Source organism: Candidatus Endolissoclinum faulkneri L5 (assembly GCF_000510265.1).
Classification (GTDB): Bacteria; Pseudomonadota; Alphaproteobacteria; order Thalassobaculales; family Thalassobaculaceae; genus Thalassobaculum; species Thalassobaculum faulkneri_A.
This window is the reverse complement of sequence record NZ_CP006745.1, coordinates 218,276-245,172: the sequence shown is the minus strand read 5'-3', so window position 1 is coordinate 245,172 and position 26,897 is coordinate 218,276. Positions and strand designations below refer to the sequence as shown.

The 26,897-nt window shown below is 39.6% G+C and carries 19 protein-coding genes and 2 tRNA genes; 16 read left to right on the top strand and 5 right to left on the bottom strand.

Going from position 1 to position 26,897, the window contains the following annotated elements:
• Positions 1-1,175: 1,175 nt before the first annotated feature.
• The 4 genes from P856_RS00825 to P856_RS00810 all read right to left on the bottom strand — a co-directional run bounded on the left by P856_RS00825 (position 1,176) and on the right by P856_RS00810 (position 5,216).
• Positions 1,176-1,961: a lysophospholipid acyltransferase family protein gene (locus P856_RS00825; RefSeq protein WP_044214829.1), complete on the bottom strand. Its 786-nt coding sequence runs from the start codon at positions 1,959-1,961 to the stop codon at positions 1,176-1,178.
• Between the two features lie 88 nt (positions 1,962-2,049).
• Positions 2,050-2,886: a GNAT family N-acetyltransferase gene (locus P856_RS00820; RefSeq protein WP_025300287.1), complete on the bottom strand. Its 837-nt coding sequence runs from the start codon at positions 2,884-2,886 to the stop codon at positions 2,050-2,052.
• A 653-nt stretch (positions 2,887-3,539) separates the two neighbouring features.
• Positions 3,540-4,193, bottom strand: a complete 654-nt coding sequence (gene tsaB / locus P856_RS04140) for a tRNA (adenosine(37)-N6)-threonylcarbamoyltransferase complex dimerization subunit type 1 TsaB (RefSeq protein ID WP_025300286.1) — start codon at positions 4,191-4,193, stop codon at positions 3,540-3,542.
• A gap of 453 nt (positions 4,194-4,646) precedes the next feature.
• Complete coding sequence (locus P856_RS00810; RefSeq protein WP_025300285.1) at positions 4,647-5,216, bottom strand: NifU family protein; 570 nt, start codon at positions 5,214-5,216, stop codon at positions 4,647-4,649.
• Positions 5,217-5,962: 746 nt separating this feature from the next.
• Between P856_RS00810 and lnt the strand changes: the two genes are divergently transcribed.
• Positions 5,963-7,552, top strand: coding sequence for an apolipoprotein N-acyltransferase (lnt, locus tag P856_RS00805; RefSeq protein ID WP_025300284.1), 1,590 nt, complete (start codon positions 5,963-5,965; stop codon positions 7,550-7,552).
• Between the two features lie 382 nt (positions 7,553-7,934).
• Here the strand turns inward: lnt and rlmB are convergent, their stop codons facing one another.
• Positions 7,935-8,822, bottom strand: coding sequence for a 23S rRNA (guanosine(2251)-2'-O)-methyltransferase RlmB (gene rlmB / locus P856_RS00800; protein ID WP_025300283.1), 888 nt, complete (start codon positions 8,820-8,822; stop codon positions 7,935-7,937).
• Positions 8,823-9,053: 231 nt separating this feature from the next.
• Here rlmB and P856_RS00795 point away from each other — a divergent pair.
• The 15 genes from P856_RS00795 to rpsJ all read left to right on the top strand — a co-directional run bounded on the left by P856_RS00795 (position 9,054) and on the right by rpsJ (position 26,897).
• Positions 9,054-9,139, top strand: a tRNA-Tyr gene (locus P856_RS00795).
• Between the two features lie 122 nt (positions 9,140-9,261).
• A complete protein-coding gene (gene tuf / locus P856_RS00790) occupies positions 9,262-10,455 on the top strand; it encodes an elongation factor Tu (RefSeq protein WP_025300282.1) in 1,194 nt (397 codons plus the stop codon).
• Positions 10,456-10,509: 54 nt separating this feature from the next.
• Positions 10,510-10,582, top strand: a tRNA-Trp gene (locus P856_RS00785).
• Positions 10,583-10,719: 137 nt separating this feature from the next.
• Entirely contained in the window at positions 10,720-10,920 is a 201-nt protein-coding gene (gene secE, locus P856_RS00780; RefSeq protein ID WP_025300281.1) for a preprotein translocase subunit SecE, read from the top strand.
• 1 nt (position 10,921) lies between these two features.
• Complete coding sequence (nusG, locus tag P856_RS00775; protein WP_025300280.1) at positions 10,922-11,452, top strand: transcription termination/antitermination protein NusG; 531 nt, start codon at positions 10,922-10,924, stop codon at positions 11,450-11,452.
• 201 nt (positions 11,453-11,653) lie between these two features.
• Positions 11,654-12,082: a 50S ribosomal protein L11 gene (gene rplK, locus P856_RS00770; RefSeq protein ID WP_025300279.1), complete on the top strand. Its 429-nt coding sequence runs from the start codon at positions 11,654-11,656 to the stop codon at positions 12,080-12,082.
• Between the two features lie 7 nt (positions 12,083-12,089).
• Positions 12,090-12,788, top strand: coding sequence for a 50S ribosomal protein L1 (gene rplA / locus P856_RS00765; RefSeq protein WP_025300278.1), 699 nt, complete (start codon positions 12,090-12,092; stop codon positions 12,786-12,788).
• Positions 12,789-13,125: 337 nt separating this feature from the next.
• On the top strand, positions 13,126-13,638 hold the full coding sequence (gene rplJ / locus P856_RS00760) for a 50S ribosomal protein L10 (RefSeq protein WP_025300277.1): 513 nt from the start codon (positions 13,126-13,128) through the stop codon (positions 13,636-13,638).
• Positions 13,639-13,729: 91 nt separating this feature from the next.
• Positions 13,730-14,107 (top strand): 50S ribosomal protein L7/L12, encoded by a 378-nt coding sequence (gene rplL / locus P856_RS00755; RefSeq protein ID WP_025300276.1) that lies wholly within the window; start codon positions 13,730-13,732, stop codon positions 14,105-14,107.
• A 295-nt stretch (positions 14,108-14,402) separates the two neighbouring features.
• Positions 14,403-18,581, top strand: a complete 4,179-nt coding sequence (gene rpoB, locus P856_RS00750; RefSeq protein ID WP_025300275.1) for a DNA-directed RNA polymerase subunit beta — start codon at positions 14,403-14,405, stop codon at positions 18,579-18,581.
• Between the two features lie 125 nt (positions 18,582-18,706).
• Positions 18,707-22,807 (top strand): DNA-directed RNA polymerase subunit beta', encoded by a 4,101-nt coding sequence (gene rpoC, locus P856_RS00745; protein WP_044214954.1) that lies wholly within the window; start codon positions 18,707-18,709, stop codon positions 22,805-22,807.
• 347 nt (positions 22,808-23,154) lie between these two features.
• Positions 23,155-23,526 carry a 30S ribosomal protein S12 gene (gene rpsL / locus P856_RS00740; protein WP_025300274.1) on the top strand — a complete coding sequence of 124 codons (372 nt, stop codon included), beginning with the start codon at positions 23,155-23,157 and terminating at the stop codon, positions 23,524-23,526.
• A gap of 12 nt (positions 23,527-23,538) precedes the next feature.
• Positions 23,539-24,009 (top strand): 30S ribosomal protein S7, encoded by a 471-nt coding sequence (rpsG, locus tag P856_RS00735; RefSeq protein ID WP_025300273.1) that lies wholly within the window; start codon positions 23,539-23,541, stop codon positions 24,007-24,009.
• Positions 24,010-24,104: 95 nt separating this feature from the next.
• Positions 24,105-26,174, top strand: a complete 2,070-nt coding sequence (gene fusA / locus P856_RS00730; protein ID WP_025300272.1) for an elongation factor G — start codon at positions 24,105-24,107, stop codon at positions 26,172-26,174.
• Positions 26,175-26,588: 414 nt separating this feature from the next.
• Positions 26,589-26,897: a 30S ribosomal protein S10 gene (gene rpsJ, locus P856_RS00725; protein WP_025300271.1), complete on the top strand. Its 309-nt coding sequence runs from the start codon at positions 26,589-26,591 to the stop codon at positions 26,895-26,897.

Genomic DNA, 26,897 nt, shown 5'->3' with positions numbered 1-26,897 from the left:
TACAATTAAAGTAGCTTTAGAAAAAAAACTAATCATATCACACTTCATATTTGCTTCACATAATACAAGAATCTTTGGAAGTATATTATTCATGCTAATTTTTATTCTTAGCTAACTGCTTAGTAAGATTAGTATTATTAATGTAGCACTTCATAGTATTGCTTTGGTAGAAGCTGACCAGAACGGAATGATTTTGTTCATACGGTACTCGAGATAAATATCTTATAATACTAAAAATTGCCATACTTATTTTTAGATAGGAATAAAAGAAAAAGGTAATTTTATGAATGTTTCATTTAACATCAATAGCTAAACACCAAGTTTATTTTTACCACTCTGTTTTCTTTTAAATACAATACATAAAATAAAAATACTCAGCATACTCAATTTACGATTAATTTATTCTTTTTAGTCTCCGACTAGAATTAATTATAGTTAATCTAGCATTTAAATAAATTAAATAAGAATTTACTCTTCTAGCTGATAATGAGTGGATGATAAATCCAATTAATTAACCCAAAAGCTTAAAAAGCTGTCAAACTAATAACTCTAAAGTTAATCGCAAAACTTTGATAATGCAAAATACTAAAGCTAAATTTTTATAATACAAACAAATAATTAAAATCTTACTTTAAAGCAATAAACAACAAGTGCATTATAGATTGCCGCTATTAATTACAAATTAGAATAATACAAGATTTATAGCATAAATCTTAACTGTAAGTACTGAAACACACACCAAATAAACATAACCTTGATAAACAAAGCTCTAGTATAAATATTTAATTACAGAGATAACTATCCAGACTAGTTGAGTTTATCTTAGCTAAAATCTAAATTAGATTATGACATGTAATATACAAAAAACTTACTGCTTACGAATAAACAGGTATTTTTTTAGATAAAATATAATAAAAATAGTTTTTAACGTTCGTACTGAAACATTTAAGGTATTTTACTTAATCTTTAATATTCTTCCTAGTTACATAAACATAAAACCTAACAAAATTAAGTATTTTTTTACATTAACAACGAAAGAGTAGGTACTTAATAATAACCTAAAAGCAATGCAAGAATATTCCAATAAATAGTCTAAATTAGTTCTAGTTTAATTCTATAAAAGCCATACTGTTACTATAATGACAGACAATAATCCAATAATTATATTAAAATGCCTAACGTCCAGCATTAGCTCGCGCTAATCCAATGGCTACCTCCTCCTGAACTTTGGAAGCTAAAACTTTACGTGATCCACCCTCGGCTACTGTCAAAGGCTGATGAAAGTCAATAACTACAGTTAGCTTACCCATAGCGGCAACAGTCCACAAATGTGGCAAAAAATCCATGTCGCCATACCAGGCGAATAAAGGTCGCAAACTTCGTCCAAGAGGAACCTCGTTTAACATGGTGTAAGCTATTGATACCGGCTGAATAACAAGCGGCTGCCTATGAGACCAATGTTCAGCGACAGCAAAAAAAGCGCTCTTAAAAGGCATGACACGAGTACCATCACCACTAGTTCCTTCTGGAAACAATATTAAGTTATCACCAGACTCTAAGCGATTTGCTATGTCAGCACTATGCTCTACCACAGCAAAACGTTTACGAACAATAAAAATCGTACGCTGCAGTTTTGCTAAAATGCCAAATAATGGCCAAAAAGCAACTTCAGCTTTCGCTATAAAACAACCATTTACAACAGAGCCTAGAGCAATAATATCTAGATAAGAAACGTGATTAGCAACAAATAGTACCGGGCGTTCACGTACTTGCTTACCACGCACCACAACCCTGATCCCTAAAAGGGAAGCGCACATACGATGATAAAACCTCGGCAACAGTTCAGCTAAGCGAATCCGCAGCAGTACTGCGATAAGTTGAATTGGTATTATTGCTAACGTCAACAGGACATAAGTAACTAGTAGTATAACACTCCTAGTCTCCGAGCAAATAATAGCCATATCCTTAGCTCAATTAACAACTGCTTTTTCACCTAACAATAGCATTAGGCAATATTACAGTTAATCCGATCAGCTTCTATCATCGCAATTAGACACTGCGGGATTCACGTTCATAATGTTTGTAGTATTTATTCGTCACTGAGCTAGTCTGAACAATAACGCAAACATCAATAGTATTAAATTGGCGATCTATTACTGCACCTTCTCCCACAAAACCGCCAAGTCGTAAGTAGCCTTTAATTAGTGGCGGTAACGTAGCAAGCGCACGCTTAGCATCAATTAGATCAATTGGTACACGATTCATGTTTAGATTAAGATGATCCAGCGCCCGCACCCGCAACAAATCTGGAGCTAAATGATAATGATAAAGATAACTAAGATCAGTACCAACAGCATCTGGTTTAATACCAGGAAGTGAAGCACATCCAAACATCAATGTTATATTATGCTTGAATACATAAGCAGCAATGCCACGCCACAAAAGCTGCATTGTTGGTCGGTTGCGATGATCCAAATCAACACAAGAACGACCTAGCTCCATAATTTGCCCAGGATAAGCTAGGATCTTAGAAATATCGTATTCACCTGCTGTATAAAATTCTCGGTTCGATGGGAGAAGAGAGCGTCTAAGCAACCTATAAGTACCAACAACCGCTTTGCACCCAGAGCCCTTATCATAGTCCAGAACTAGCAAGTGATCGGCAATCGAATCAAAAGCATCAAAATCACGCTTCAGAGCACCCATATCACCAATCGGCTTTGCAGCCCGCTCCTCGTAAAAGACTTTATAACGCAAAGCCTGAGATGCATCGATCTCCTCAACATTTTGAGCTAAGCGAACCTCAAGAGTGCCTGAGCTGATCGCCGAAAAGGCAGCATCTGGATTAGGCGTAGCAATCTCATAGTGTTCTTTTGTGTCAATCATGTGCTGCTATCAGAATCCACAGTGATGTTTTGTACAAAACCCTTTTCCTAAATTCGCATCACTTAAGATAGTGGATAAACTCTCGATATTGTACGATATTGTATATTTGCATGTCTTCATGACAAGTACAAATTCCTAGCCGCTAGTTACGCAAAAAATCCTAGCTTATGTAATATATTGTTAGTCGTAAATCTTAATATCTAATTCAGTCAAATACATATAACTAAGATACTAGTATGCACTAATGGCTGCAACTTAACGCACCCGCATAAGACAAAAGTTAGAAATAATATATTGTTATTCAGTCAATTTAAAAATTAATTATTACTTGCTTGACATAAATTACACTAAAGAGTCAACAAGTATTAATCATCTAAGAATGGTTTCTATTATTAACTCAATAATTTATACACATTGCAATCAACTCGAATATTTCTACGGAAAATACAGATAGATAAAAAAACGAATCCTGTACATATTGCTCAAATTTAAATAATAATGGACTAATAAATTTTTACTTCGTTTTACAAAGATGTATTTGCAATGGTTATGGAATAACCCTTAATTGCATAACCCTAGATTATAAAAGGCCACAGGAAATACAGTAAAAAACTCCCCAAAAAACGCGCTATAACTCACAGCATTTCACACAATTAATTAAAGGATATAGGATTTCGCAAGTAAATAGGAAGTAAAGGACCATACGCTCCGATTGCTAGTCGATCGTTAGCTAAGATAGCTATCGAACGAATATCAGGCACATCGCATCTTTGAACTACATATGCAGTTTTTTTGGCCTCGGTAGCCGCTAAAACAACCTTTTCGCTAACGTTTCCCGCTACTCTGAAAGAAACAGTTGGCGATAAACATACTGCCTCAGTAGCGGTGCATAAACACAAATCATTTATAGAGCTACCGTTGTCTGTAAACCATTGGCATATTAAATTACCATTCTTGTTATCTAAAGCTACCAACAAGGGAATATCGCTGTTGCCGGCGGTATAGGCTAAAGCTGTTATCGAGTCTACCGGCACAGTAGGCATACCCATTGCCAAGGCAATTCCCTTAGCAGCCGCTAAACCGATTCTGATGCCGGTAAAACTTCCAGGTCCAACCATAGCAGCAACTGCTTCAATGTCACTAACTTTACAACCGGCATCAGCCATAACTAGCTCAATCATAGGTATTACCACTTCGGCATGGCCCTGGCTTATATGTAATGTCTTAAAAGCTATCGTTTTACCGGAGTTGGCCACAGCTACAGAACAAGAACTAGTATAGCATGAAATGGCAAGAACAAGGCTCATGTAACGCTTCCGTTATCCATATCACCAGCAGTCTTAATTAAGAAAAGATCCAGAATGTAAAATTATTGCGCAAATCGCTAGTTTTATAAAAGCACATTGTAAGTATGAAGCTAATGTATCAACGGTAAACCATACAAACTACTAATGACATAGCACTCATTACAACCTAATAATATAACTCAAGTGAAGAATTATATGATACACAGCATCTGCTCTACATTATATGATATCTTAAAGACAGCTAAAACTATACAATAGTTTGTGATTAATTATCCGACATACAACTACAATAAAAAACGATTTCTTTTTCTACTACATTCATTGCACCAATATAGCAATAATCTACTATATTCATTGCACCAATATAGCAATAATCTACTATATTCATTGCACCAATATAGCAATAATATATTCTAGTCCGTATTCAATATTCTTAGATCAAATTAATAGTCATCAATAGAGCTCATTGGTAGCTCGTACTTCTTGAACTTCCGGAATGTAGTGGCGTAACATGTTTTCTATACCCATTTTCAAAGTCGCAGTCGAGCTCGGGCAACCAGAACAGGCTCCATGCATTGTGAGGGTAACCACGCCATTCTCATATCTATGAAAAATTATATCTCCACCATCCATCGATACAGCCGGCCTTACACGAGTCTCAAGCAGTTCCTTAATATGAGAAACAACTTTTTGATCTTCAGGTTTAATATGACTAGTGACCGATTGATCAATGTCTTCAGAAATTATTGCTTTTTCGGCAACAAAATGCTCCATAATTACACCAAGCAAAGCTGGCTTTATAACATACCAATTTTTATCTTCCCTCTTGCTAATACTAATGAAATCTCTAGCAAGAAAAACTGTAGTTACCCCATCAACTCCTAAAATCGCGGCAGCAAGTGGGGAACTACCAATAGCTTCTTCTATTGACCTAAATTCAGCGGTTCCATGCGGCATAACAGTCCGCCCTGGTAAAAACTTTAAAGTAGCCGGATTAGGGGTTGCTTCTGTCTGGATAAACATGGATATTTCTTTCTATTTTCAGTAACACATTAGGCATGTGAGGTTTCTAAAAAGTTAATTAATTGAAGTTTAGGAAAAATTAAATAAAATAATGAAAAATCACAAAGCTCCTAATCTGAGCATTAATTTACTATATAGCTAGCATTTAAACAAAAAAAACAGTATCTAAATTACTCGCCCAAAAGTTAAAAAATATATTTTTCATCAGTGATACAACTATTTAATTATTGAACAACATTATTGAACAAGAACTAAGGTAGAGAGTTCATCTTAAAGATGCAAGTATTATCAGATGCAAGTATTATCAAATACTATGTTCAATAACCCATTATAGCTTTGGGTTACAATATTAAGTCAAAAAGAGTCTAAGTATTTTTATATGAGATTTGCAAGAGTTTAATGAAATTTGCATAGAGATTTATAAATTTAAATTTTTAATAAAATCTTAAAAATTTTTATGTCTTAAAAATCTTTATGTAAAATCCCCTAAGGCTTTTGCTTAGGGAATTTTACACTTCGGCGAGAAATTCACATTTATGCGAAAAAATTACGATATCGTAGTTATTCCTTATTTAGAGCAGATCAATTACGATTAGAAAAATTTTTCTGCCACTAAATAATCATGCTTTTTAAAAAATTGATCATCAGATTAATAATCTTTTTTATATCATCAGATTAATAATCTTTTTTATAATAAAACATCTCAAGACGAACGGTCACATAATGAGGAATAAACGCAGCAAATTATGCAGCATAGTAAAAATGCCCATAAAGAATATCGTTGGATTGTTGCAATTATCGCTTTGTTTTCTGGAGCAGCTACATCCTTATCATTAGCTCCTCTACACTTATTGCCCTTATCATTTGGGCACGCTGCTATTCTAGTTTTAGTCGCTAACTCTACTAGCGTGCGTTTAGCTGCTTGGAGAGCTTGGTTGTGGGCATTCGGCTACCATATCTCTGGTCTGCATTGGATTGCTAACGCAATGCTCGTTAATCCTAAAGAAGATGCTTGGTTAATACCGTTCGCCAATATAGGACTACCGGCTATATTAGCTGTATACGCTGCCGTAGCAGGTGGTTTAGCGAAGCACCTGTTTAAGTGCGGTTGGCAACTGTGGATTGGCTTGTCTGCCACATACGCAAGTGCTGAATGGGTCCGCGGTCATGCTTTAAGCGGCTTTCCGTGGAACTTACCTTCAGCTACGGTTGATGGATGGTTACCACTATTGCAATCTGCATCCGTGATCGGAAGCTACGGACTCAGTTTGCTCGTCCTATTAGTTACCATGTTGCCTGTAATTTGGATTGATCGAAAAACATCAATTCAACAAAGAATACTTATAACAGCCGCGAGTTGCTTGTTGTTGATACTAATAATAGGCTGGGGTGCATTACGACTAGCGACAATTCCTAAATTAACCGATCCAAAGGGGGTAGTACCTGGCGTCGTAGTTAAAATCGTTCAGGGAAACGTGCCTCAGCGCGATAAATGGAACCCACTTTTGAAATCAAAACACATAAAGCGCTATCTAAGCATGAGTAAACAAAGGCGAAAAGACAGTATTCGCGCTCCAGGTTTAGTTTGTAATTACATGCCTACAGTAGTCGTTTGGCCAGAAACAGCAGTTACTTATTTAATGAATGATAAATCAAATCTGATGAGAGAGTTATTCCTAAGCGTACCGCATAAAGGTAACCTAATTTTCGGCGCACCTTATATAGCCCAAACGGATAATAAATATAGGCTATATAATCGTATTTTTGCGCTGGATTCCCAAGCAAACGTTGTTTGGACTTTCGATAAAACCCACCTGGTGCCCTTTGGTGAATATACACCTTTGAGCGGTAAACTCGCGATAAGTAGAATGGTACGAAGTAAGTTGGACTTTACACCGGGAATCGGCCCACTAACTATGAATTTGCAAGGCGCACCACCAGTTTCTTTACTGGTTTGCTACGAAGCAATCTTTCCTGGTAAGACAGTGGATCCGAAGCGCAGGCCATCCTGGCTGTTAAACGTCACCAATGATGCTTGGTTTGGCCGTTGGAGTGGGCCGTATCAACACTTAGCAATATCTCGTCTCAGAGCTATCGAACAAAGACTTCCAATGATTCGTGTAGCTAATACCGGCATTTCAGCAGTAATTGATGCTGCTGGTCGAATTGTAACGAGCATATCAATGGGTATAACTGCTAGTATTGATACGCCTCTACCTACGGCTTTAGCAAAACCGATGTTTAGCATAACTGGTGACATACCATTCTTCATTATGGTTTTGTCACTATTATTAGTTGGAAATTGCTGGCGATTTCAGCCAGCCGAAGAACATTAATCACTTGATTTATTTGTGCATACACTATAACTTAATGCTAGCACTAGAAGACAATATTCACAGCAATTTTTTTGAGGTAAGTTTACTTTGAGATTAGCATGATCATCGAACTACTCAGTGCAAGATGATGGTCTGCTATCCTTTGACGCACACTTAATAATAAAAATATCCTAAATTTAGTATACACTAATTAGGTTTTAGTATACACTAACGCTAGAAATATCTTGACTCGGATAAAGTAAAAAAACTTGCTGTATCACATGGGCTCTTTAGCATATTAAAATAATACCTAAAAAATATTTAATAAATTAAAATTTTAATCCTTAAATTTTTCTAATTTATTCCTCAATATTTTTCTAAATAGAAATTCTAATTTAGAAATCTAAAGCTTAGGCGGAATTTTACCAGCTGTTCGCAAAGAAACGGCAAAGTGATGCAAAACGATCGCCGCGGCAGCTGAAACATTAAGTGATCGAATCGGTGACTTAGTTGAAAGGTAAGCCAATTGATTGCAAGTTTCCCGAGTCAATCGACGAAGACCAGCTTCTTCTGAACCTAAAATTAAGGCAACTTTTCCAGACAAATGCAGATCTTCTAACTTTACCGAGCCTTTTTCTTCGAAACCCACACAGCAAAAGCCAGCTTCTTTAATTTTATGCATAGCATAGACTAAGTTACTGACTCGCACAAGTGGAATAACATCGAGTGCACCAGATGCGATCTTGGCTACCAAGGCGTTTGCTTTAGCCGTGTAGCGATTCTGAACAATTACAGCGTCAGCACCGAATGCAGCTGAAGAGCGTAACACTGCTCCTAGATTTTGCGGATCGCTAACTTGATCAAGCACCATTAGAAGTCTTTGTTTGCTCGAAACAGTTAGGACTTCATCAAGAGTAACACTACGTAGCGAATCAACCCAAGCTACTAGCCCCTGATGTACCGCGTTTTGGCCCACCATAGCAGAAATCTCTTTAACACTACTCAACCTAGGCTTAGGCAAAGTCCTATATCTTGCATCTGGTAAGTTAGATAATAACATCAATACTTTCTCAGCAATTTCGGGGGAGCATACTAGTGCGCGTACTCGACGTAAAGGATTGGCTAGAGCAGACATCACAGCATGGAACCCAAACAACCAGTAAGAATTATCGTTCTTCTTATGTTTAACATTTCGAGAGATTTTTAAAAATTTCTCTGATCTTTTCTTTAAATTGTCCACATCCTCTCTTATAGCGTGTGAAGAGCAACCAGGATACTTTTTTTTTATCATAATCACACCAGAAACAGAGTTAATTCTTTATATCAAAGAAATTTAGCTGTGAAGCTTAGAAGCATTTTTATCGTATTCTTCGTTGACAAATACTTAAAAACTAACATATCCTGTAGCCTACCGCTAAAAATCTTTCATAACTGTATATCTTTACCATTAACTGTATAGGAGAATTTCATTAAATATCATGAGGGCTTGCCGATAAAGGCAACGTTTACGGTAGGTTTTTGAGGTGGGGTGGCCGAGTGGTTAATGGCAGCAGACTGTAAATCTGCCCGCGTGTGCGTCCGTAGGTTCGAATCCTACCCCCACTACCACACATTTGTAGCCACCTACAAACTATATCAACTAGCAACTCCATATTATTATTTATGGATTTGTTTTTTTTGGCATCTCCTTAATATGGTGCCTTAATAATACAGCCGATGGGAATGACTAGATGGCCAAGGAGAAATTTGAGCGGAAAAAACCGCACTGTAATATCGGAACTATTGGTCACGTCGACCATGGTAAAACTACTTTGACAGCAGCGATTACAAAGACACTTGCTGAAATTGGTGGTGCAAAGTTTATGGCGTACGACGCTATCGATAAAGCTCCAGAAGAAAAGGCGCGCGGCATTACTATCTCAACAGCTCACGTAGAATATGAAACTGCCAAACGCCATTATGCACATGTGGACTGTCCTGGCCATGCTGATTACGTAAAAAACATGATTACAGGTGCAGCACAAATGGACGGTGCTATTTTAGTGGTATCGGCAGCAGATGGCCCAATGCCTCAGACTAGAGAACATATCCTGTTGGCACGCCAAGTTGGCGTTCCGGCTTTGGTCGTGCTAATGAATAAAGTAGATCAAGTAGACGATGATGAACTTCTCGAGTTAGTTGAATTAGAAATTCGTGAGCTGTTATCTTCTTATGAATTTCCTGGTGAAGAAATTCCAATCACAAGAGGTTCTGCCCTTGCAGCTTTGGAAGATGGCGATAACGATAAAGTTGGAAAGAACGCTATACTTGAACTAATGCGTACAGTAGATGATTATATTCCAACGCCCGAGAGGCCAAAGGATCAGCCATTCTTAATGCCGATTGAGGATGTCTTTTCAATCTCCGGTCGAGGTACTGTAGTGACTGGACGTGTAGAACGTGGTGTTGTGAGAATTGGCGATGAAATTGAAATTGTAGGTATTAAAACAACTGCCAAGACTATCTGTACCGGAGTGGAGATGTTTCGCAAGCTACTTGATCAAGGTGAAGCAGGCGACAATGTAGGAGTTTTGTTGCGTGGCACTAAACGTGAGGATGTTGAAAGAGGCCAAGTTCTTGCAAAACCTGCTACGATCACACCGCACACAAAATTCAAAGCCGAATCTTACATTTTGACTAAAGAAGAAGGCGGCCGTCACACACCTTTTTTTACTAACTATCGCCCGCAGTTTTATTTTCGCACAACAGATGTTACTGGGACAGTTACTTTGCCGGAGGGCACTGACATGGTTATGCCAGGCGACAATGTTACGATGTCTGTTGAATTAATTGCGCCGATTGCCATGGATGATGGTCTACGTTTTGCTGTTCGTGAAGGTGGACGCACCGTTGGTGCTGGTTTGGTTTCTCAAATTATAGACTAGGACGAAATAATTTTTACTGGCTATTTTGTATTACAATTGTGTTTTCTGAGATTGAGGAGTGTAGCTCAAATGGTAGAGCACCGGTCTCCAAAACCGGGGGCTGGGGGTTCGAAACCCTCCACTCCTGCCGTATGTAATACTATAGTTAGTGAAATTTTCATTAGGTTTACGTTTATATTTTAATTGGGATTGCTTTTGCTAGCATTTTAATACTAGAGAGTATTTTAGTTTATGCTATTGGTGCTTAGGTGATGGAGGATACGATTGGTAATTAAACTAAGTCCATCCGAGTTTATACGTCAGGTTCGAAAAGAGGGGGCTATGGTCGCCTGGGCGGGTCGTAAGGAAGTTCTTCTATCTACTTTCATGGTATTACTTATGGTTTTTTTGTCCTCAGTATTTCTCTTTGTGGTAGACCAAGTTATCGCTTGGGGTGTTCAAATCATTTTGGGCCTCGGAAATTAACATGGCACACCGATGGTACGTGGTTCAAGTCTACTCTGGATATGAGAAAAAAGTTGCTCAGTCTATTAATGAGCAACTTTTGCAAAATGATTTTAGGGATTTGATTACCGAAATTCTTGTACCAACCGAAGAAATTATTGAAGTACGTCGTGGCATAAAAGCGACAACGGAGCGTAAGTTTTTCCCTGGTTATATATTGATTAGAATGGAGTTGACTGATGAAGTTTGGCATTTAGTCAAATCACAGCCCAAGGTTGCGGGTTTTGTTGGCGGTAAAAGTAAGCCTACACCGATCTCTCAAATCGAAGCAGAACGCTTGCTAAAACAAGTATCTGAAGGTCTTGATCGACCAAAAGCTTCTGTTACTTTTGAAATAGGTGAGCAAGTTCGCGTGGCTGACGGTCCATTTGCAACATTTAACGGCTTAGTCGAGGATGTAGATGACGAGCGATCTCGTTTAAAAGTTGCCGTTTCAATATTTGGCAGATCGACGCCGGTCGATCTGGATTTTAATCAAGTTGAAAAAAATTGAGTTCTTTTTGATTTGTATATTGCGGTTATGTAATCAGGGATTTAATAATGATTGTGTTCTTCATTAGATTTCTTGATTGTGGATTACACTACAATGCTGTAGAATGAGGGTTAAGCGCGCCAAAGCCGAAAGTAATTAAGGTATTTTATACAATATTTAAAGTACACCGTCTCGGTATAAATTATTCATTAAGGTTAGCATATGGTCAAGAAGATAGCTAGTTCTTTTAAGCTTGAAATACCAGCAGGAGGGGCCAACCCATCTCCTCCAATTGGCCCCGCTCTTGGTCAACGCGGACTTAATATTATGGAATTCTGTAAAGCTTTTAATTCTGTTACTGAGAAAATGGAAAATGGAATGCCAGTACCAGTAGTAATCACTGCTTATGTTGATCGTACTTTTACTTTTGTCACAAAGACTCCTCCTGTATCTTATTTTTTGAAGAAAGCATTAGGTTTGAAAAAAGGTTCGCAAACACCTAGTCGATCTACTATTGGTGAAGTGTCTTCATCCCAGATCGAGGAGATAGCTGCAATTAAAATGCCTGATCTGAACGCAATTGACATAAAAGGTGCCGTTAAGATGGTTAAAGGTTCTGCTCGTTCTATGGGCATAAAGGTTGTGGAGTGAGATAGTCGTGGTAAAACCTAGTAGGCGTCTTAGAGACATATATAGTAGTATAGATCGCACCAAACTAAGTAGTATTCCAGAAGCAATACAAATTATTAAGTTTAATTCTAGGGTTAAGTTTAATGAGACGGTTGAAATGTCAGTTAATTTGGGCATTAACCCTAAACGCTCTGAGCAGATGATACGTGGCGTTGTATCTCTACCATATGGTACTGGTAAAACTGTTCGGGTGGCTGTATTTGCGAAAGATTTCGAAGCGAAAGAAGCTCGCTTAGCTGGAGCTGAGGTGGTTGGTGCTGAAGATTTAATAGAAGAAGTACAAAACGGTCGTATTGATTTTAATAGAGTTATTGCTACACCTGAAATGATGGTTATGGTTAGCAAGCTTGGCAAGGTGCTTGGCCCTCGTGGATTAATGCCGAATCCGAAATTTAAAACAGTTACTCAAAACACTGCCGAAGCCGTTAGATTTGCTAAAGCTGGTCAATTGGAATTTCGAGTTGAAAAGGCTGGTATAGTACACGCTGGAATCGGGAAGGTACGCTTCCCTGAAAATCATTTGGTCGATAATGCGAAGGCATTTGTCAATGCTATTATCATTGCCAAACCTTTAGGTTTAAAAGGTAGCTATATTAAGCGTATATCAATTAGCTCAACTATGGGACCAAGTATTAAAATTGATTCCGGTGTTTTAAATATTGCATAGGTTTTTTGCTTTAAATGGCTGATTTCACTGAGCTTGTTAGGCTTACTGCAAGCGCTATTTTGATTAACATTTTATAAGCGGAGAGTCATTTCGTTGTTGTGACTTTAACTAGTTTGCCACTCTTTAAGGTTGGGCTACTATTATAATTTCCACCCACACAATATTAAAGAAGCTCTGACATTTGTTTGGGTTGTGCCTGCTGAATTAAACTTCTGGGTTATGTTAGCTGTAAAAACAGTATCTTGCTATTCTGTCTTTAACATGCATCTAGCCTAAAGAGCCATCTCTCCAAGTCAGCGTACGGACAAGAAGATTCTAAATTGCGGAGAATAATTAGGTGAACCGAACCAAAAAGTCTGAATTAATCAAATCCACTCACTCTGCTCTTAAATGTGCTGATGTTCTTATTATCACACATCATGCTCATCTAAAGGTGAAAGAAATCGACGATTTGCGATCAAAAATACGTTCAGTGGGAGGGTATTACAAGGTAATCAAAAATCGACTTGCCCGTCTTGCGCTGCTTGGTACAACCTATATGAACTTAAGTAAGTTTTTCATTGGCCCAACTTCTTTAACAATATCGAAAAATCCTATAGCGGCGATAAAAGTAATTGTTGAGTTTGCTAATAAAAATGACAAAATTACAATTATTGCTGGTGGAATAGGAAAACAAGTACTTAACGCTAATGAGATTTACGCTCTTGCTAAAACCCCCTCAATCGAAGAATCACGCAAAAATATTGTAAGTATTCTTCAAAATGTAAATCGTAAAACGGTAACTATAATTGGAGCGCCAGCAAGTAAAATAACGCGAGTACTTAGATTTCATAGCACCAGTGATAGTTAAGGTTAAGAAAGTTTGTATAATTTAGGGAGTATATCTATTAACAAAAGTGTACTCTATTAACAATAGTTTATAAATTGTGGAGTCAATTAAAATGTCTGACCTTGCGAAGCTGGTTGATGATCTATCCAGTCTGACCGTCCTTGAGGCAGCTGAACTATCAAAGATTCTAGAAGAGAAGTGGCATGTAACTGCAGCTGCTCCGATCGGGATAACTGCTACTGTTACTGACAGCGCATCTACTCCAGCAATTGAAGAGAAAAACGAGTTTGACGTTATACTTTCTGTTGCTGGTACAAAAAAAATCAATGTTATTAAAGAGATTAGAGCTATTACAGGTCTTGGTCTTAAGGATGCCAAGGATCTTGTTGAAGGAGCTCCGCAACTTATCAAAGACGCTGTTTCCGGTGAAGAAGCCCAAAAAATCAAAAACAAACTGGAGGAAGCTGGCGCTGTAATTGAGATTAAGTAGTCTGGTTAAATTTTTTAGCGCAGATTTATGATAGAATTGTAGGTCTAATATTTACTCCCAGTCTAGCTTCCTACCTCTCAGCTAAAGTTCTCGATTGAATCTGTATTTAGTAAGGTGTATTAGAAAACGCTCTAACTTATGGAGCAGATTTGCTTGCAGAAAAGATACCGCAGCGTATAGCTAAGATGCTTTTGCTTGATGCTGGTAGAAGTTTAAAAAATAAATAAACCGCTTTGCTCAAAGAAGATTTATTAAGTTCTTTTTGGGTCACACGTTTTAAGGTCGAGGTCGCAAGATGACAGTTTCCACAGTCGGCTCTTTTACCGGTTGTAAGCGCGTTCGTCGAAACTTTGCTAGTATTCCCGAAGTAGCGCCGATGCCAAATCTCATAGAAATTCAGAAAAGCTCTTATGAGGCTTTTCTCCAGATGGGCGTTTCTGGGGAAAATCGAAGTAATATTGGTTTGCAAGAAGTTTTCAAGTCAATATTTCCAATTCGCAACTTTTCAGAGCAATCCATGCTGGAATTCGTACGCTATACTTTAGAGGATCCCAAATATGATGTTGAAGAATGTCAACAGCGCGGCTTAACCTTCTCTGCTCCGCTAAAGATAACCTTGCGTTTAGTGGTTTGGCACATGGACGAAGAAACTGCTTTCAAGTCGATAAAGGATATTAAAGAGCAAGATGTCTACATGGGTGATATGCCTTTAATGACAAATAATGGAACCTTTATAATCAACGGTACTGAGCGTGTAATAGTCAGTCAAATGCATCGCTCTCCTGGTGTATTCTTTGATCATGACAAAGGTAAAACCCATAGCTCCGGAAAGCATTTGTTTGCTGCAAGAGTGATTCCATATCGCGGTTCCTGGCTGGACTTCGAATTTGACGCCAAAGACATAGCTTATGTTCGTATTGATCGCCGTCGTAAATTGCCCGCTACAACGCTCCTATTTGCTCTTTTGTCTGATCAGAGTGAGGCTTATATTAAGAATTGTCATGCAACAGGAAGCGAGGTGCAGCGGGCGAAGGTTGTGGGTATGAGTGCCGAGGATATTCTTAGTGTCTTCTATGATAAAATAAACTATGTTAGAGATGGTGATGGCTGGCGACTACCCTTTGACGCTAATCGCATGAAGAGTAAGAAATTGACTGATGACTTAATTGATGCTGATACAGGTGAAGTAGTAGCTGAGGCCGGTGATAAAATCACCCCGAGGACTATACGTAAATTACTTGAAAACGGCTTGAAAAACATCTTTGTTCCAAGTGAACAGCTAATAGGCCAATATATTGGCGCCGATATGATTGATGAGAATTCCGGTCTAGTACATTGCGATGCCGGCGAGGAAATTACCAACGATCTACTCGAAGTATTATATTCCATTGGTGTTACTGAGCTAACAGTCCTAGCAATCGACCATATGAATTTTGGCGCTTATATAAGGAATACTTTAGCTGTCGACAAAAATACCACTCGCGAAGAAGCTTTAGTCGACATCTATAGAGTTATGCGTCCAGGTGAGCCACCAACACTTGAAACTGCTGAAGCGCTTTTTACCGGTCTATTCTTTGATGCCGAACGTTACGATCTGTCTGCAGTGGGTCGAGTAAAAATGAACGCTCGTCTTCTAATGGAAACTGATGATCAGCTTCGTGTTCTCCGCAAAGAAGATATATTGGCCATTCTTAAAGTATTGGTTGATTTAAAGGACGGTAAAGGAGAAATTGACGATATTGATCACCTTGGTAATCGCCGGGTAAGATCAGTAGGTGAGCTTATGGAAAACCAATACCGTCTGGGATTGCTGCGCATGGAACGTGCAATCCGCGAGCGAATGAGCTCGATAGATATCGATACTGCTATGCCGCACGACTTAATTAATGCTAAGCCAGCAGTAGCGGCAGTTCGCGAATTTTTTGGTTCATCGCAACTTTCTCAATTTATGGATCAGACCAACCCCTTATCTGAAATCACTCACAAACGTCGCCTTTCAGCGCTTGGTCCTGGTGGGTTAACTCGTGAGCGTGCCGGTTTCGAAGTTCGTGATGTACATCCCACTCATTATGGGAGAATTTGTCCAATAGAGACGCCGGAAGGCCCAAATATCGGTCTAATAAATTCTTTAGCCACTTATGCGAAAATTAATCAATACGGCTTTATCGAAACTCCATACCGTAAGGTAAAGGATGGTTTAGTAACCAACGAAGTGTGCTATATTTCCGCTATGGAAGAAGGACGTTACACGATTGCTCAAGCAAACACTGAGGTTGATGATGATGGCAAGTTTAACGAAGAATTGGTACCGGTTCGCCGTCGCGGTGACTTTGGTTTTGCTCGCCCAGAAGATATTGATATGCTTGATGTGTCTCCAAAACAGCTTGTATCTGTAGCCGCCGCGCTAATTCCTTTTTTAGAAAATGATGATGCTAATCGCGCACTGATGGGGTCAAACATGCAACGTCAAGCTGTTCCACTCCTTCAGGCTGAAGCACCGTATGTAGGTACTGGCATGGAAGCGATTGTGGCTCGCGATAGTGGTGTAGCTATTATAGCCAAAAGGTCTGGAGTAATCGACCAAGTAGATGCGCAACGCATCGTTATCCTAGCTAATGAAAATCTAGAAGGTACGGCTTCGAATGTTGATATTTACCAATTACTGAAGTTTCAACGTTCTAATCAGAGCACCTGTATAACTCAACAGCCGCTGGTATCCGTCGGCGAGACCGTTAAATGTGGTGACATAATAGCTGATGGCCCATCTACTGAGATGGGCGAACTTGCGCTTGGTAAAAATGTGCTTGTCGCTTTTATGCCGTGGAACGGGTATAATTTCGAAGATTCCATTCTGATCTCCGAACGCATTGTCCGAGATGATTTGTTCACCTCAATCCACATAGAGGAATTTGAGGTTATGGCTCGCGATACTAAACTAGGTCAGGAAGAAATTACCAGAGATATCCCAAACGTTGGTGAAGAAACTTTAAGAAATCTAGACGAGGCTGGCATAGTCTATATAGGTGCCGAAGTTAATCCAGGCGATATATTAGTCGGCAAGGTAACTCCGAAGGGTGAATCTCCAATAACACCCGAAGAAAAATTACTACGTGCAATCTTTGGTGAAAAAGCCTCCGACGTGCGTGATACTTCCCTAAAGGTACCTCCTGGAGTAACTGGCACTGTCGTTGAGGTTAGAGCATTTTCTCGTCGAGGTATTGAAAAAGATGAACGTAGCCAAGCTATTGAGCGTTTGGAAATTGAACGTCTCGCTAAAGACCGTGACGACGAGCGTGCGATATTAGAACGTGGTTTTTTTGACCGTCTAAAGAAATTGCTATTAGGTAAAATCGGAATCAGCGGTCCAAGAGGATTTAAGATAGGTCCTCTAACAGAGGAAGTTTTTGCTAAATACACTCCTGGCCAGTGGCGTCAGTTGGTTGTCGAAGACAACCAACTTATGGACCATCTAGAGAGCATGAAAGAAAATTTTGACAAATCAATTGAGCAACTTAATAATATATTTGATAATAAAGCAAATAAACTACACAGTGGCGACGAGCTTCCACCCGGCGTAATGAAAATGGTTAAGGTATTTATTGCGGCTAAGCGCAAGCTACAGCCAGGCGATAAAATGGCTGGTCGTCATGGTAACAAAGGCGTCATTTCAAAAATTAACCCTATAGAGGACATGCCATACTTAGAAGACGGTACCCCAGTAGATATAGTACTAAATCCACTAGGTGTACCTTCTAGAATGAATGTTGGGCAAATCTTAGAAACTCACCTTGGATGGGCTGCAGCTAATCTAGGACGTCAAATTCGTGAACTTATTGAAACACTTGATCAAGATGTTAGAATATCTGCTCTGCGTGATAAGCTTAAAAAAATATACTCTAGCAACGAATACAATCAAAAGATTGCTTGTTTAGATGACAAAGAGATTGTCGAAATGTCCCGCAATCTTCAACACGGAGTACCGATGGCGACTCCGGTTTTTGATGGTGCCAGTGAAGAAGATATCGTTAATATGCTACAAATTGCAGGGCTCGATTCGAGCGGTCAGGTAGATTTATGGGATGGTCGCACTGGAGAAAAGTTTGATCGCAGAGTAACAGTCGGGTATATTTATATGCTTAAGCTACATCATTTAGTGGATGATAAAATTCATGCACGTTCCATAGGTCCATACAGTCTTGTAACTCAACAGCCATTGGGCGGCAAAGCGCAATTTGGCGGCCAGCGTTTCGGTGAAATGGAGGTCTGGGCCCTTGAAGCCTACGGAGCAGCATATACTCTGCAAGAAATGCTTACTGTTAAATCTGATGACGTATCTGGTCGTACTAAAGTATACGAATCTATAGTTCGCGGAGAAGACAACTTTGAAGCAGGTATTCCGGAATCTTTTAATGTTTTGGTAAAAGAACTGCGTTCACTCGGGCTTAATGTCCAGCTGAATCAAGAAAATCAGTAACGGAAAATGGCAAAAGTTAGATGCCTTTAGCCAGTTAGCTAATGAAATAGCTATCGTAAAAACAGAGCAATATTGAAGCAACAACATGACCTACAAACAAGGCAGTAGCGCTAGGAGTGCTTGGATTGAACGAGTTAGTGAACATTTTTGGTCGGCCGAGCGGACTACAAAGATTTGACACTATCCAAATCTCAATTGCTAGCCAAGATCGCATGAAATCATGGTCTTTTGGTGAAATTAAAAAACCAGAGACTATTAATTACCGAACTTTTAAACCTGAGCGCGACGGTTTGTTTTGTGCTAGAATCTTCGGTCCTATTAAGGATTACGAGTGTTTATGTGGCAAATACAAACGTATGAAGTATCGCGGTATCACCTGTGAGAAATGTGGTGTGGAGGTTACACTTTCAAAGGTACGCCGTGAGCGAATGGGTCATATTGATCTGGCTTCACCTGTCGTGCATATTTGGTTTCTTAAATCACTACCTAGTCGCATCGGTCTTCTGCTAGATATGACTCTAAAAGATCTAGAAAAAGTTTTGTACTTTGAGAACTTTATGGTTACTGACCCTCTGTTATCTCCATTGAAAGACAAGCAGCTTCTCAGCGAAGAAGAGTATTATCAAGCACAAGATGAATATGGTAATAACGCTTTCGTCGCCCAAATGGGTGCTGAAGCTCTGAAAACCATTCTTTCTCGCTTAGACATGGAGGCTACACGTAGTGCAATTAGCGTAGAATTACGCGAAACTGGTTCTGAAGCTAGGCGTAAAAAACTAGTTAAGCGCTTAAAAATAATTGAAGCATTTCAAGAATCTGACTCTCGCCCAGAATGGATGATCATGGATGTAATCCCAGTGATTCCACCTGAGTTGCGTCCCCTGGTGCCATTGGATGGTGGTCGCTTTGCTACATCCGATTTAAACGACCTGTATCGCCGTGTGATTAATCGCAACAACCGTTTAAAGCGTTTGATAGAACTTCGTGCGCCAGATATCATTGTACGCAATGAGAAGAGAATGCTGCAAGAAGCAGTTGATGCTTTGTTTGACAATGGCCGTCGCGGACGCGTTATCACAGGTGCCAATAAGCGGCCATTAAAGTCGCTTAGTGGGATGCTAAAGGGGAAACAGGGTCGCTTTCGTCAAAATTTATTAGGTAAGCGTGTCGACTATTCGGGCCGTTCTGTTATAGTAGTGGGTCCAGATCTACTATTACATCAGTGTGGGCTGCCAAAAAAAATGGCATTGGAGTTGTTTAAGCCGTTTATCTATTCAAAGCTTGAGCTTTACGGTATGGCCAGCACCATAAAGGCTGCAAAGCGTATGGTTGAAAAAGAGCGCCCTGAGGTTTGGGATATTTTGGAAGAGGTGATTCGCGAACACCCAGTTATGTTAAATCGTGCACCTACCTTGCATCGTCTTGGCATTCAAGCATTTGAGCCAAAGCTTGTTGAAGGCAAAGCAATTCAACTTCATCCGCTAGTTTGTACAGCGTTCAATGCTGATTTTGACGGCGACCAAATGGCAGTTCACGTACCGTTATCTTTGGAGGCTCAACTGGAAGCTCGTGTGCTTATGATGTCAACCAACAATATTTTAAGTCCAGCCAACGGAAAGCCAATCATTGTTCCATCACAAGACATTATCCTGGGACTCTACCACTTAACTATGGAGCGCGAAAATCAACCAGGCGAAGGTATGATATTTGCTGATCCATACGAAGTTGATCATGCCATTGATAACGGTATAGTAACTTTGTATACAAAAATACAAGCTCGCATAGCTACATATGATGTAAATGGCAACAAGGTAGTTAGGCGTGTAAAAACCACACCTGGCAGACTTAAGTTATCTTTGCTGCTCCCGGATAGTCCAAAATTAGGCTTCGAAATGATTAACTGCCTGATGACAAAAAAGGAAGTATCTAACATTATTGACATGGTGTATCGTCACTGTGGACAAAAAGAGACAGTAGTTTTTGCAGATCGTTTAATGAGTTTAGGGTTTAGTCATGCTTGTCGTGCAAGCATTTCCTTTGGTAAAGATGACTTAGTAATTCCGGATGCTAAACAAAGTTTAGTTGAGAGTGCTAATGAGGAAGTCAAGCAACTTGAGCAGCAATATCTTGATGGTCTGATTACTCAAGGTGAAAAATACAACAAGGTAGTTGATGTGTGGTCCCGTTGCACAGATCAAGTAGCCGATAGAATGATGTCAGTAATTAAGGAGGATGACGGCGTAAATCCTGTAAATGCCGTATGGATGATGGCACATTCCGGTGCACGTGGTTCTGCTAATCAAATTAAACAACTAGCCGGTATGCGCGGCCTGATGGCTAAGCCATCCGGCGAAATCATTGAAACTCCTATCATTTCTAACTTTAAAGAAGGTTTAACTGTCCTTGAGTACTTTAATTCAACTCATGGTGCCCGTAAGGGGCTAGCTGACACTGCGCTCAAGACAGCAAATTCAGGTTATTTAACCCGTCGTTTGGTCGACGTTGCTCAGGATTGTATTGTTACAGAAGTTGATTGTGGTACCTCAAACGGTATAACCGTAAAACCAGTGATAGACGGAGGTGAAGTAATAGAACCTTTAGGAGACCGTATCCTCGGTCGTACTACAGTGAATGAAGTGCTAGATCCAGTTAATGGTGCAGTAATTATTAAAAAGGGCCAAACTATAGACGAAACAATGGTTGAGGAAATTGAACGCGCAAATATTGATTCGGTTTTGATACGCTCGGTTCTAACATGTAGAACACATCCTGGTGTCTGTGCTGTCTGTTATGGCCGTGATTTGGCTCGTGGTACACTGGTAAACATTGGCGAGGCAGTTGGTGTAATTGCCGCTCAATCAATCGGTGAGCCTGGGACACAGCTAACTATGAGAACATTCCATATAGGTGGTGCTGCTCAACGCGGTGCTGAGCAATCTACTGTTGAGGCTACTTTTGGTACAATTGTACAGTTACATAATCGCAGTGTTGTTACTAACTCTGATGGAGTATTAATAGTAATGAATCGTAACACTGAAATCATTTTGCTTGACGAGCAAGGACGTGAGCGAGCACGTCATCGCGTACCTTACGGAGCTAAATTATTTGTCGATGACGGTGTTGTTGTCGAGTCTGGCTACAAGATGGCAGAATGGGATCCTTATACCATCCCCATTATCACTGAGCGTGAAGGTATTACTCATTACGTCGACTTGGTAGAAGGCTTGTCCATGCGCGAGGTAACAGATGAAGCTACTGGTATCTCGTCTCGTGTAGTGATTGACTGGAAGCAGCAGGCCAAAGGAAGCGAGTTAAAGCCACGCATAACTTTACGTAATACCTCAGGTGAGTTAATCCAACTTTCTAACGGCTTGGAAGCTCGCTATTTCATGTCAGTCGATGCTGTATTATCCGTTGATAATGGTTCGCAAGTAAAAGCCGGCGACGTTCTAGCACGTATCCCGCGTGAATCCTCAAAAACTCGTGACATCACTGGTGGTTTACCACGCGTGGCTGAACTCTTCGAAGCTCGTCGTCCAAAGGACTTTGCTGTAATTACAGAAACTGCCGGTAAAATAGAGTTTGGTAAAGATTATAAAACCAAACGTCGGGTTATAGTACGTCCAGTGGAAAAAAACGCTACTCCGATAGAGTATATGATCCCAAAAGGCAAGCATTTAGCTGTTCAAGAAGGAGATTTTGTACAAAAAGGTGATATGTTACTTGATGGAGCACGAGTTCCGCATGATATTCTAGGCATTATGGGTATTGAAGCTCTAGCTGACTATCTTATTAATGAAATTCAAGAAGTTTATCGTTTGCAAGGGGTTAAGATTAACGATAAGCATATCGAAGTAATTGTTCGCCAGATGTTACAAAAAGTTGAAGTAATCAAAACTGGCGATACAACTTTACTTTTAGGCGAAAACATTGACCGTGACGAATACAAGAAAGCTAATGATAAAGCCTTAGCGAGTGATTTGCACCCAGCTGTAGCTAAGCCGGTACTTCAGGGTATCACTAAAGCCTCACTTCAAACAAAGTCTTTTATCTCTGCAGCGTCTTTTCAAGAAACTACTCGTGTTTTAACTGAAGCTGCTGTTTCCGGAAAAGAAGATGGTCTAGACGGACTAAAGGAAAACGTCATTGTCGGTCACCTTATACCTGCAGGCACGGGGAGTGTTATGAGCCGTCTGCGTAGAGTAGCTGCAGATCGTGATCAATGATTAGTCCTCGATGCCCTTAGTAGCAAAAAATTAATTAATCTGTCATCTAAGTTTAGGAAATAATCACTATGTAGATTACGATTAGTTCAATATTTTAATTACATTTTATCGCTCAAGTGTCTAGTGTGTAAGAATATATGTGTTAATTTTTAGTTTGCATATAATTGTCTTGACTATAAGAAAGAATTTTAATATTATTTCTCCTAACTGAGTGTTACTGTGTTTTTCTAGTTGATTGACTTGCAGCAGATGCAAATTGTTATTACGAGATAGTTTTGTATGCATTAATAGTAGATATTTTTAATTCAATATAAATAATAGTTTTTATTTTTTATGAGATTTTAATTATGCCAACAATTAATCAGCTAATTCGTTACGGCCGTAGGGTGCCAGTAGCCCGTAATAAAGTTCCTGCTCTGCAGTCATGTCCGCAAAAACGTGGTGTTTGCACACGTGTTTACACGACTACACCAAAAAAACCAAATTCTGCCTTGCGTAAAGTAGCTCGCATTCGTTTAACCAATGGATTTGAGGTTATCAGCTATATTCCGGGAGAAGGTCATAATCTTCAAGAACATTCAGTTGTCATGATTCGTGGCGGTCGTGTAAAAGACCTTCCGGGCGTTCGCTATCATATTATTCGTGGCGCACTTGATACGCAAGGTGTTAAGGATCGTCGTCAACGTCGTTCAAAGTACGGCGCGAAACGTCCAAAGTAAGGAGATTATATCGTGTCGCGTCGCCATCGCGCAGTAAAGCGCCATATATTGCCAGATGCTCATTTTGGTGACCCAGTCGTTTCTAAATTTATGAGCTGTTTGATGTACGACGGTAAACGCTCAGTAGCTGAGGCTATAGTTTATGGTGCATTTGATATTCTTGAAGGACGAATTGGAGTTACGGCGATTCGAACGTTTCATGAGGCCTTAGACAATGTAAAGCCCCGTGTGGAGGTTCGTTCTCGTCGTGTCGGTGGAGCTACTTATCAAGTTCCCATTGAGGTTCGCCCTGAGCGCGCTCAAGCGTTAGCCATTCGCTGGTTGATTAATGCTGCCCGCAAGCGCTCTGAAAAAACCATGATGCAAAAGTTATCTGCTGAATTAAGGGATGCAGCTCAAAACCGTGGCTCAGCAGTTAAGAAACGTGAAGATACTCATCGGATGGCTGATGCTAATAAAGCTTTTTCTCATTATCGTTGGTAATTGCCGCTAGCAATTAAAACTAAACTTCTTTTATTCAAATATTTGTTGTTTTTTTTCTTTAACGCCCAAAACTTTAAATTTTAGTGACACGCTCAATGTATCGTACTCATCCACTAGAAATGTATCGCAATATTGGTATCATGGCCCACATCGACGCTGGCAAAACGACAACAACTGAAAGAATTCTATACTATACTGGTCGTTCCTACAAGATCGGCGAAGTTCATGACGGTAATGCAACTATGGATTGGATGGAACAAGAGCAGGAGCGCGGCATCACAATAACTTCAGCTGCAACTACCTGCTTTTGGCGCGAATGTCGTATTAATCTTATTGACACCCCAGGTCATGTTGACTTTACAATTGAGGTAGAACGTTCTTTGCGTGTATTAGATGGTGCTATTGCTGTATTTGATAGTGTTGCTGGTGTTGAGCCACAGTCTGAAACTGTCTGGCGCCAAGCCGATAAGTACAGTGTGCCACGTATCTGTTTTGTCAACAAGATGGATCGTATAGGTGCTGACTTTTTTCGCTGCGTAAATATGATTGTGGAGCGTCTAGGTGCTACGCCAATAATTATGCAATTGCCGATTGGTGTAGAATCTAATTTCGTCGGTATTGTTGATCTTGTAGCTATGAAATCTGTGCGCTGGATGGATGAATCATTAGGCGCAAACTTTGAGATTGATGAAATACCACTGCATTTAGCTAGTAAAGCAGCTGATTATCGCCAAAGAATGATTGAGTTAGCTATTGAAGCGGATGACGCTGCTATGGAGGCTTATCTAGATGGTAATGAATTGACAGAAAAAATGCTTCGTGCATGCATCCGCAAGGGAGTATTGGATGGTAGTTTCGTTCCTGTGTTTTTGGGTTCAGCTTTTAAAAATAAAGGCGTTCAGCCGCTGCTTGATGCTGTGATTGACTATCTGCCTTCTCCAATGGATGTTAAAGCCATAAAGGGGATATCCATTGACGGTAAAACCGAAATAATACGTAAATCCTCTGATGAAGAACCATTTGCCGCATTAGCATTTAAGATTATGAACGATCCTTTTGTTGGTTCACTGACGTTTGCCCGCATTTATTCTGGTGTTTTAGCAACTGGTTGCTCAATAATGAATACTATTAAAAATAAGCGTGAACGTGTCGGTCGTATGCTTCTTATGCATTCAAATAATCGTGAGGATATAAAAGAAGCACGTGCTGGCGATATAGTAGCTTTAGCAGGTATTAAACATACGACTACTGGCGATACACTGTGTGATCAGCTAAAACCAGTAATTTTAGAGCGAATGGAATTTCCCAATCCAGTTATTGAAGTTGCAGTAGAACCAAAAACTAAGGGAGATCAGGAAAAGATGGGGGTTGCCCTTAGTCGTTTAGCCACAGAGGATCCTTCTTTTCGCGTTACTTCTGATCCTGAAAGTGGACAAACGGTTATTAAAGGTATGGGTGAACTTCATTTGGATATTTTAATCGATCGTATGCGTCGCGAATTTAAAGTTGAAGCTAATGTGGGTGCACCCCAAGTAGCTTATCGTGAATCAATTACCAAAACAGTTGAGATTGATTATACTCATAAAAAGCAAACTGGCGGTGCTGGCCAGTTTGCTCGCGTTAAACTGACTCTTTCTCCCCAAGAAAGAGGGAAGGGTTTTCTTTTCGAAAACGCCATATTTGGTGGATCAGTACCACGTGAGTATATACCTGGTGTTGAAAAAGGTCTAAATTCAGCTTTGACTACTGGGGTACTTGATGGCTTTCCTGTTGTTGACATGAAGATTACTTTAACAGATGGAGCCTATCACGATGTAGACTCCAGTGTATTAGCATTTGAAATAGCTTCTCGCGCTGCTTTGAATGAAGGAATGGCAAAAGCTGCTCCGATTTTATTAGAACCAATTATGAAGGTTGAGATTATCACTCCTGAAGATTATATGGGTGACATTATAGGAGACTTGAGTAGCCGTCGCGGCCATGTTAATGGAATGGGACATCGCAGCAATGCTCGTGTTATCGATGCCATGGTGCCTTTAGCAAACATGTTTGGATACGTCAATACTCTTCGCTCTATGAGTCAAGGTCGAGCTCAGTATAGTATGCAATTTGACCATTATAAGCCTGTCCCTAAGACTATAACTGATGAAATATGTAAAAAATAGCATAAATTATTTTAATATTTGCCATTGTCTACTTGCGAGATTGATAATCCAGATTTTATTAAGATTTGTTCCTTAGTTATCTTCTTGTAAGAATTTACAGTATATCGTTTATTTTTAGAATAATTAATTTTTTATCCAGATTAGCCTTTGCCTTGGTGTTAGAAATGAGTATTATCTCTCTATAAATCTAAAGTTGCTACTTGACGATGCCTTTTAGGACTAACAGTTTGCTTAGTACTCTCTCGATTAGCTGTGATTTAGTTAACTTTTAACTGATTGGATACCTTTTTCGTGTTTTAGGGCAGCACAATATTTAAGTGGCCAGAAGCAAAAGCGCTTTTATAGGCTTTCGCATTTTTTTTTTGCGCGATGACAACGGCTTAGTTATTCAACGCGATTGAAAGTAGCGGAAAGATGGACAGTCAAAACATTCGCATCCGTCTGAAGGCATTTGATCACCGAGTCCTTGACCAGTCGACCTGTGAAATTGTAAACACAGCTAAGCGCACTGGAGCAAGCGTGCGTGGTCCTATTCCTCTCCCGACTCGTATCGAGCGTTTTACTGTACTACGAGGTCCACATATCGACAAAAAAAGTCGGGAGCAGTTTGAAATTAAAACTCACAAAAGAGTTCTTGATATAGTTGATCCAACTCCACAAACCGTAGATGCATTAATGAAGCTTGATTTAGCTTCTGGTGTGGATGTCGAGATTAAACTCTGA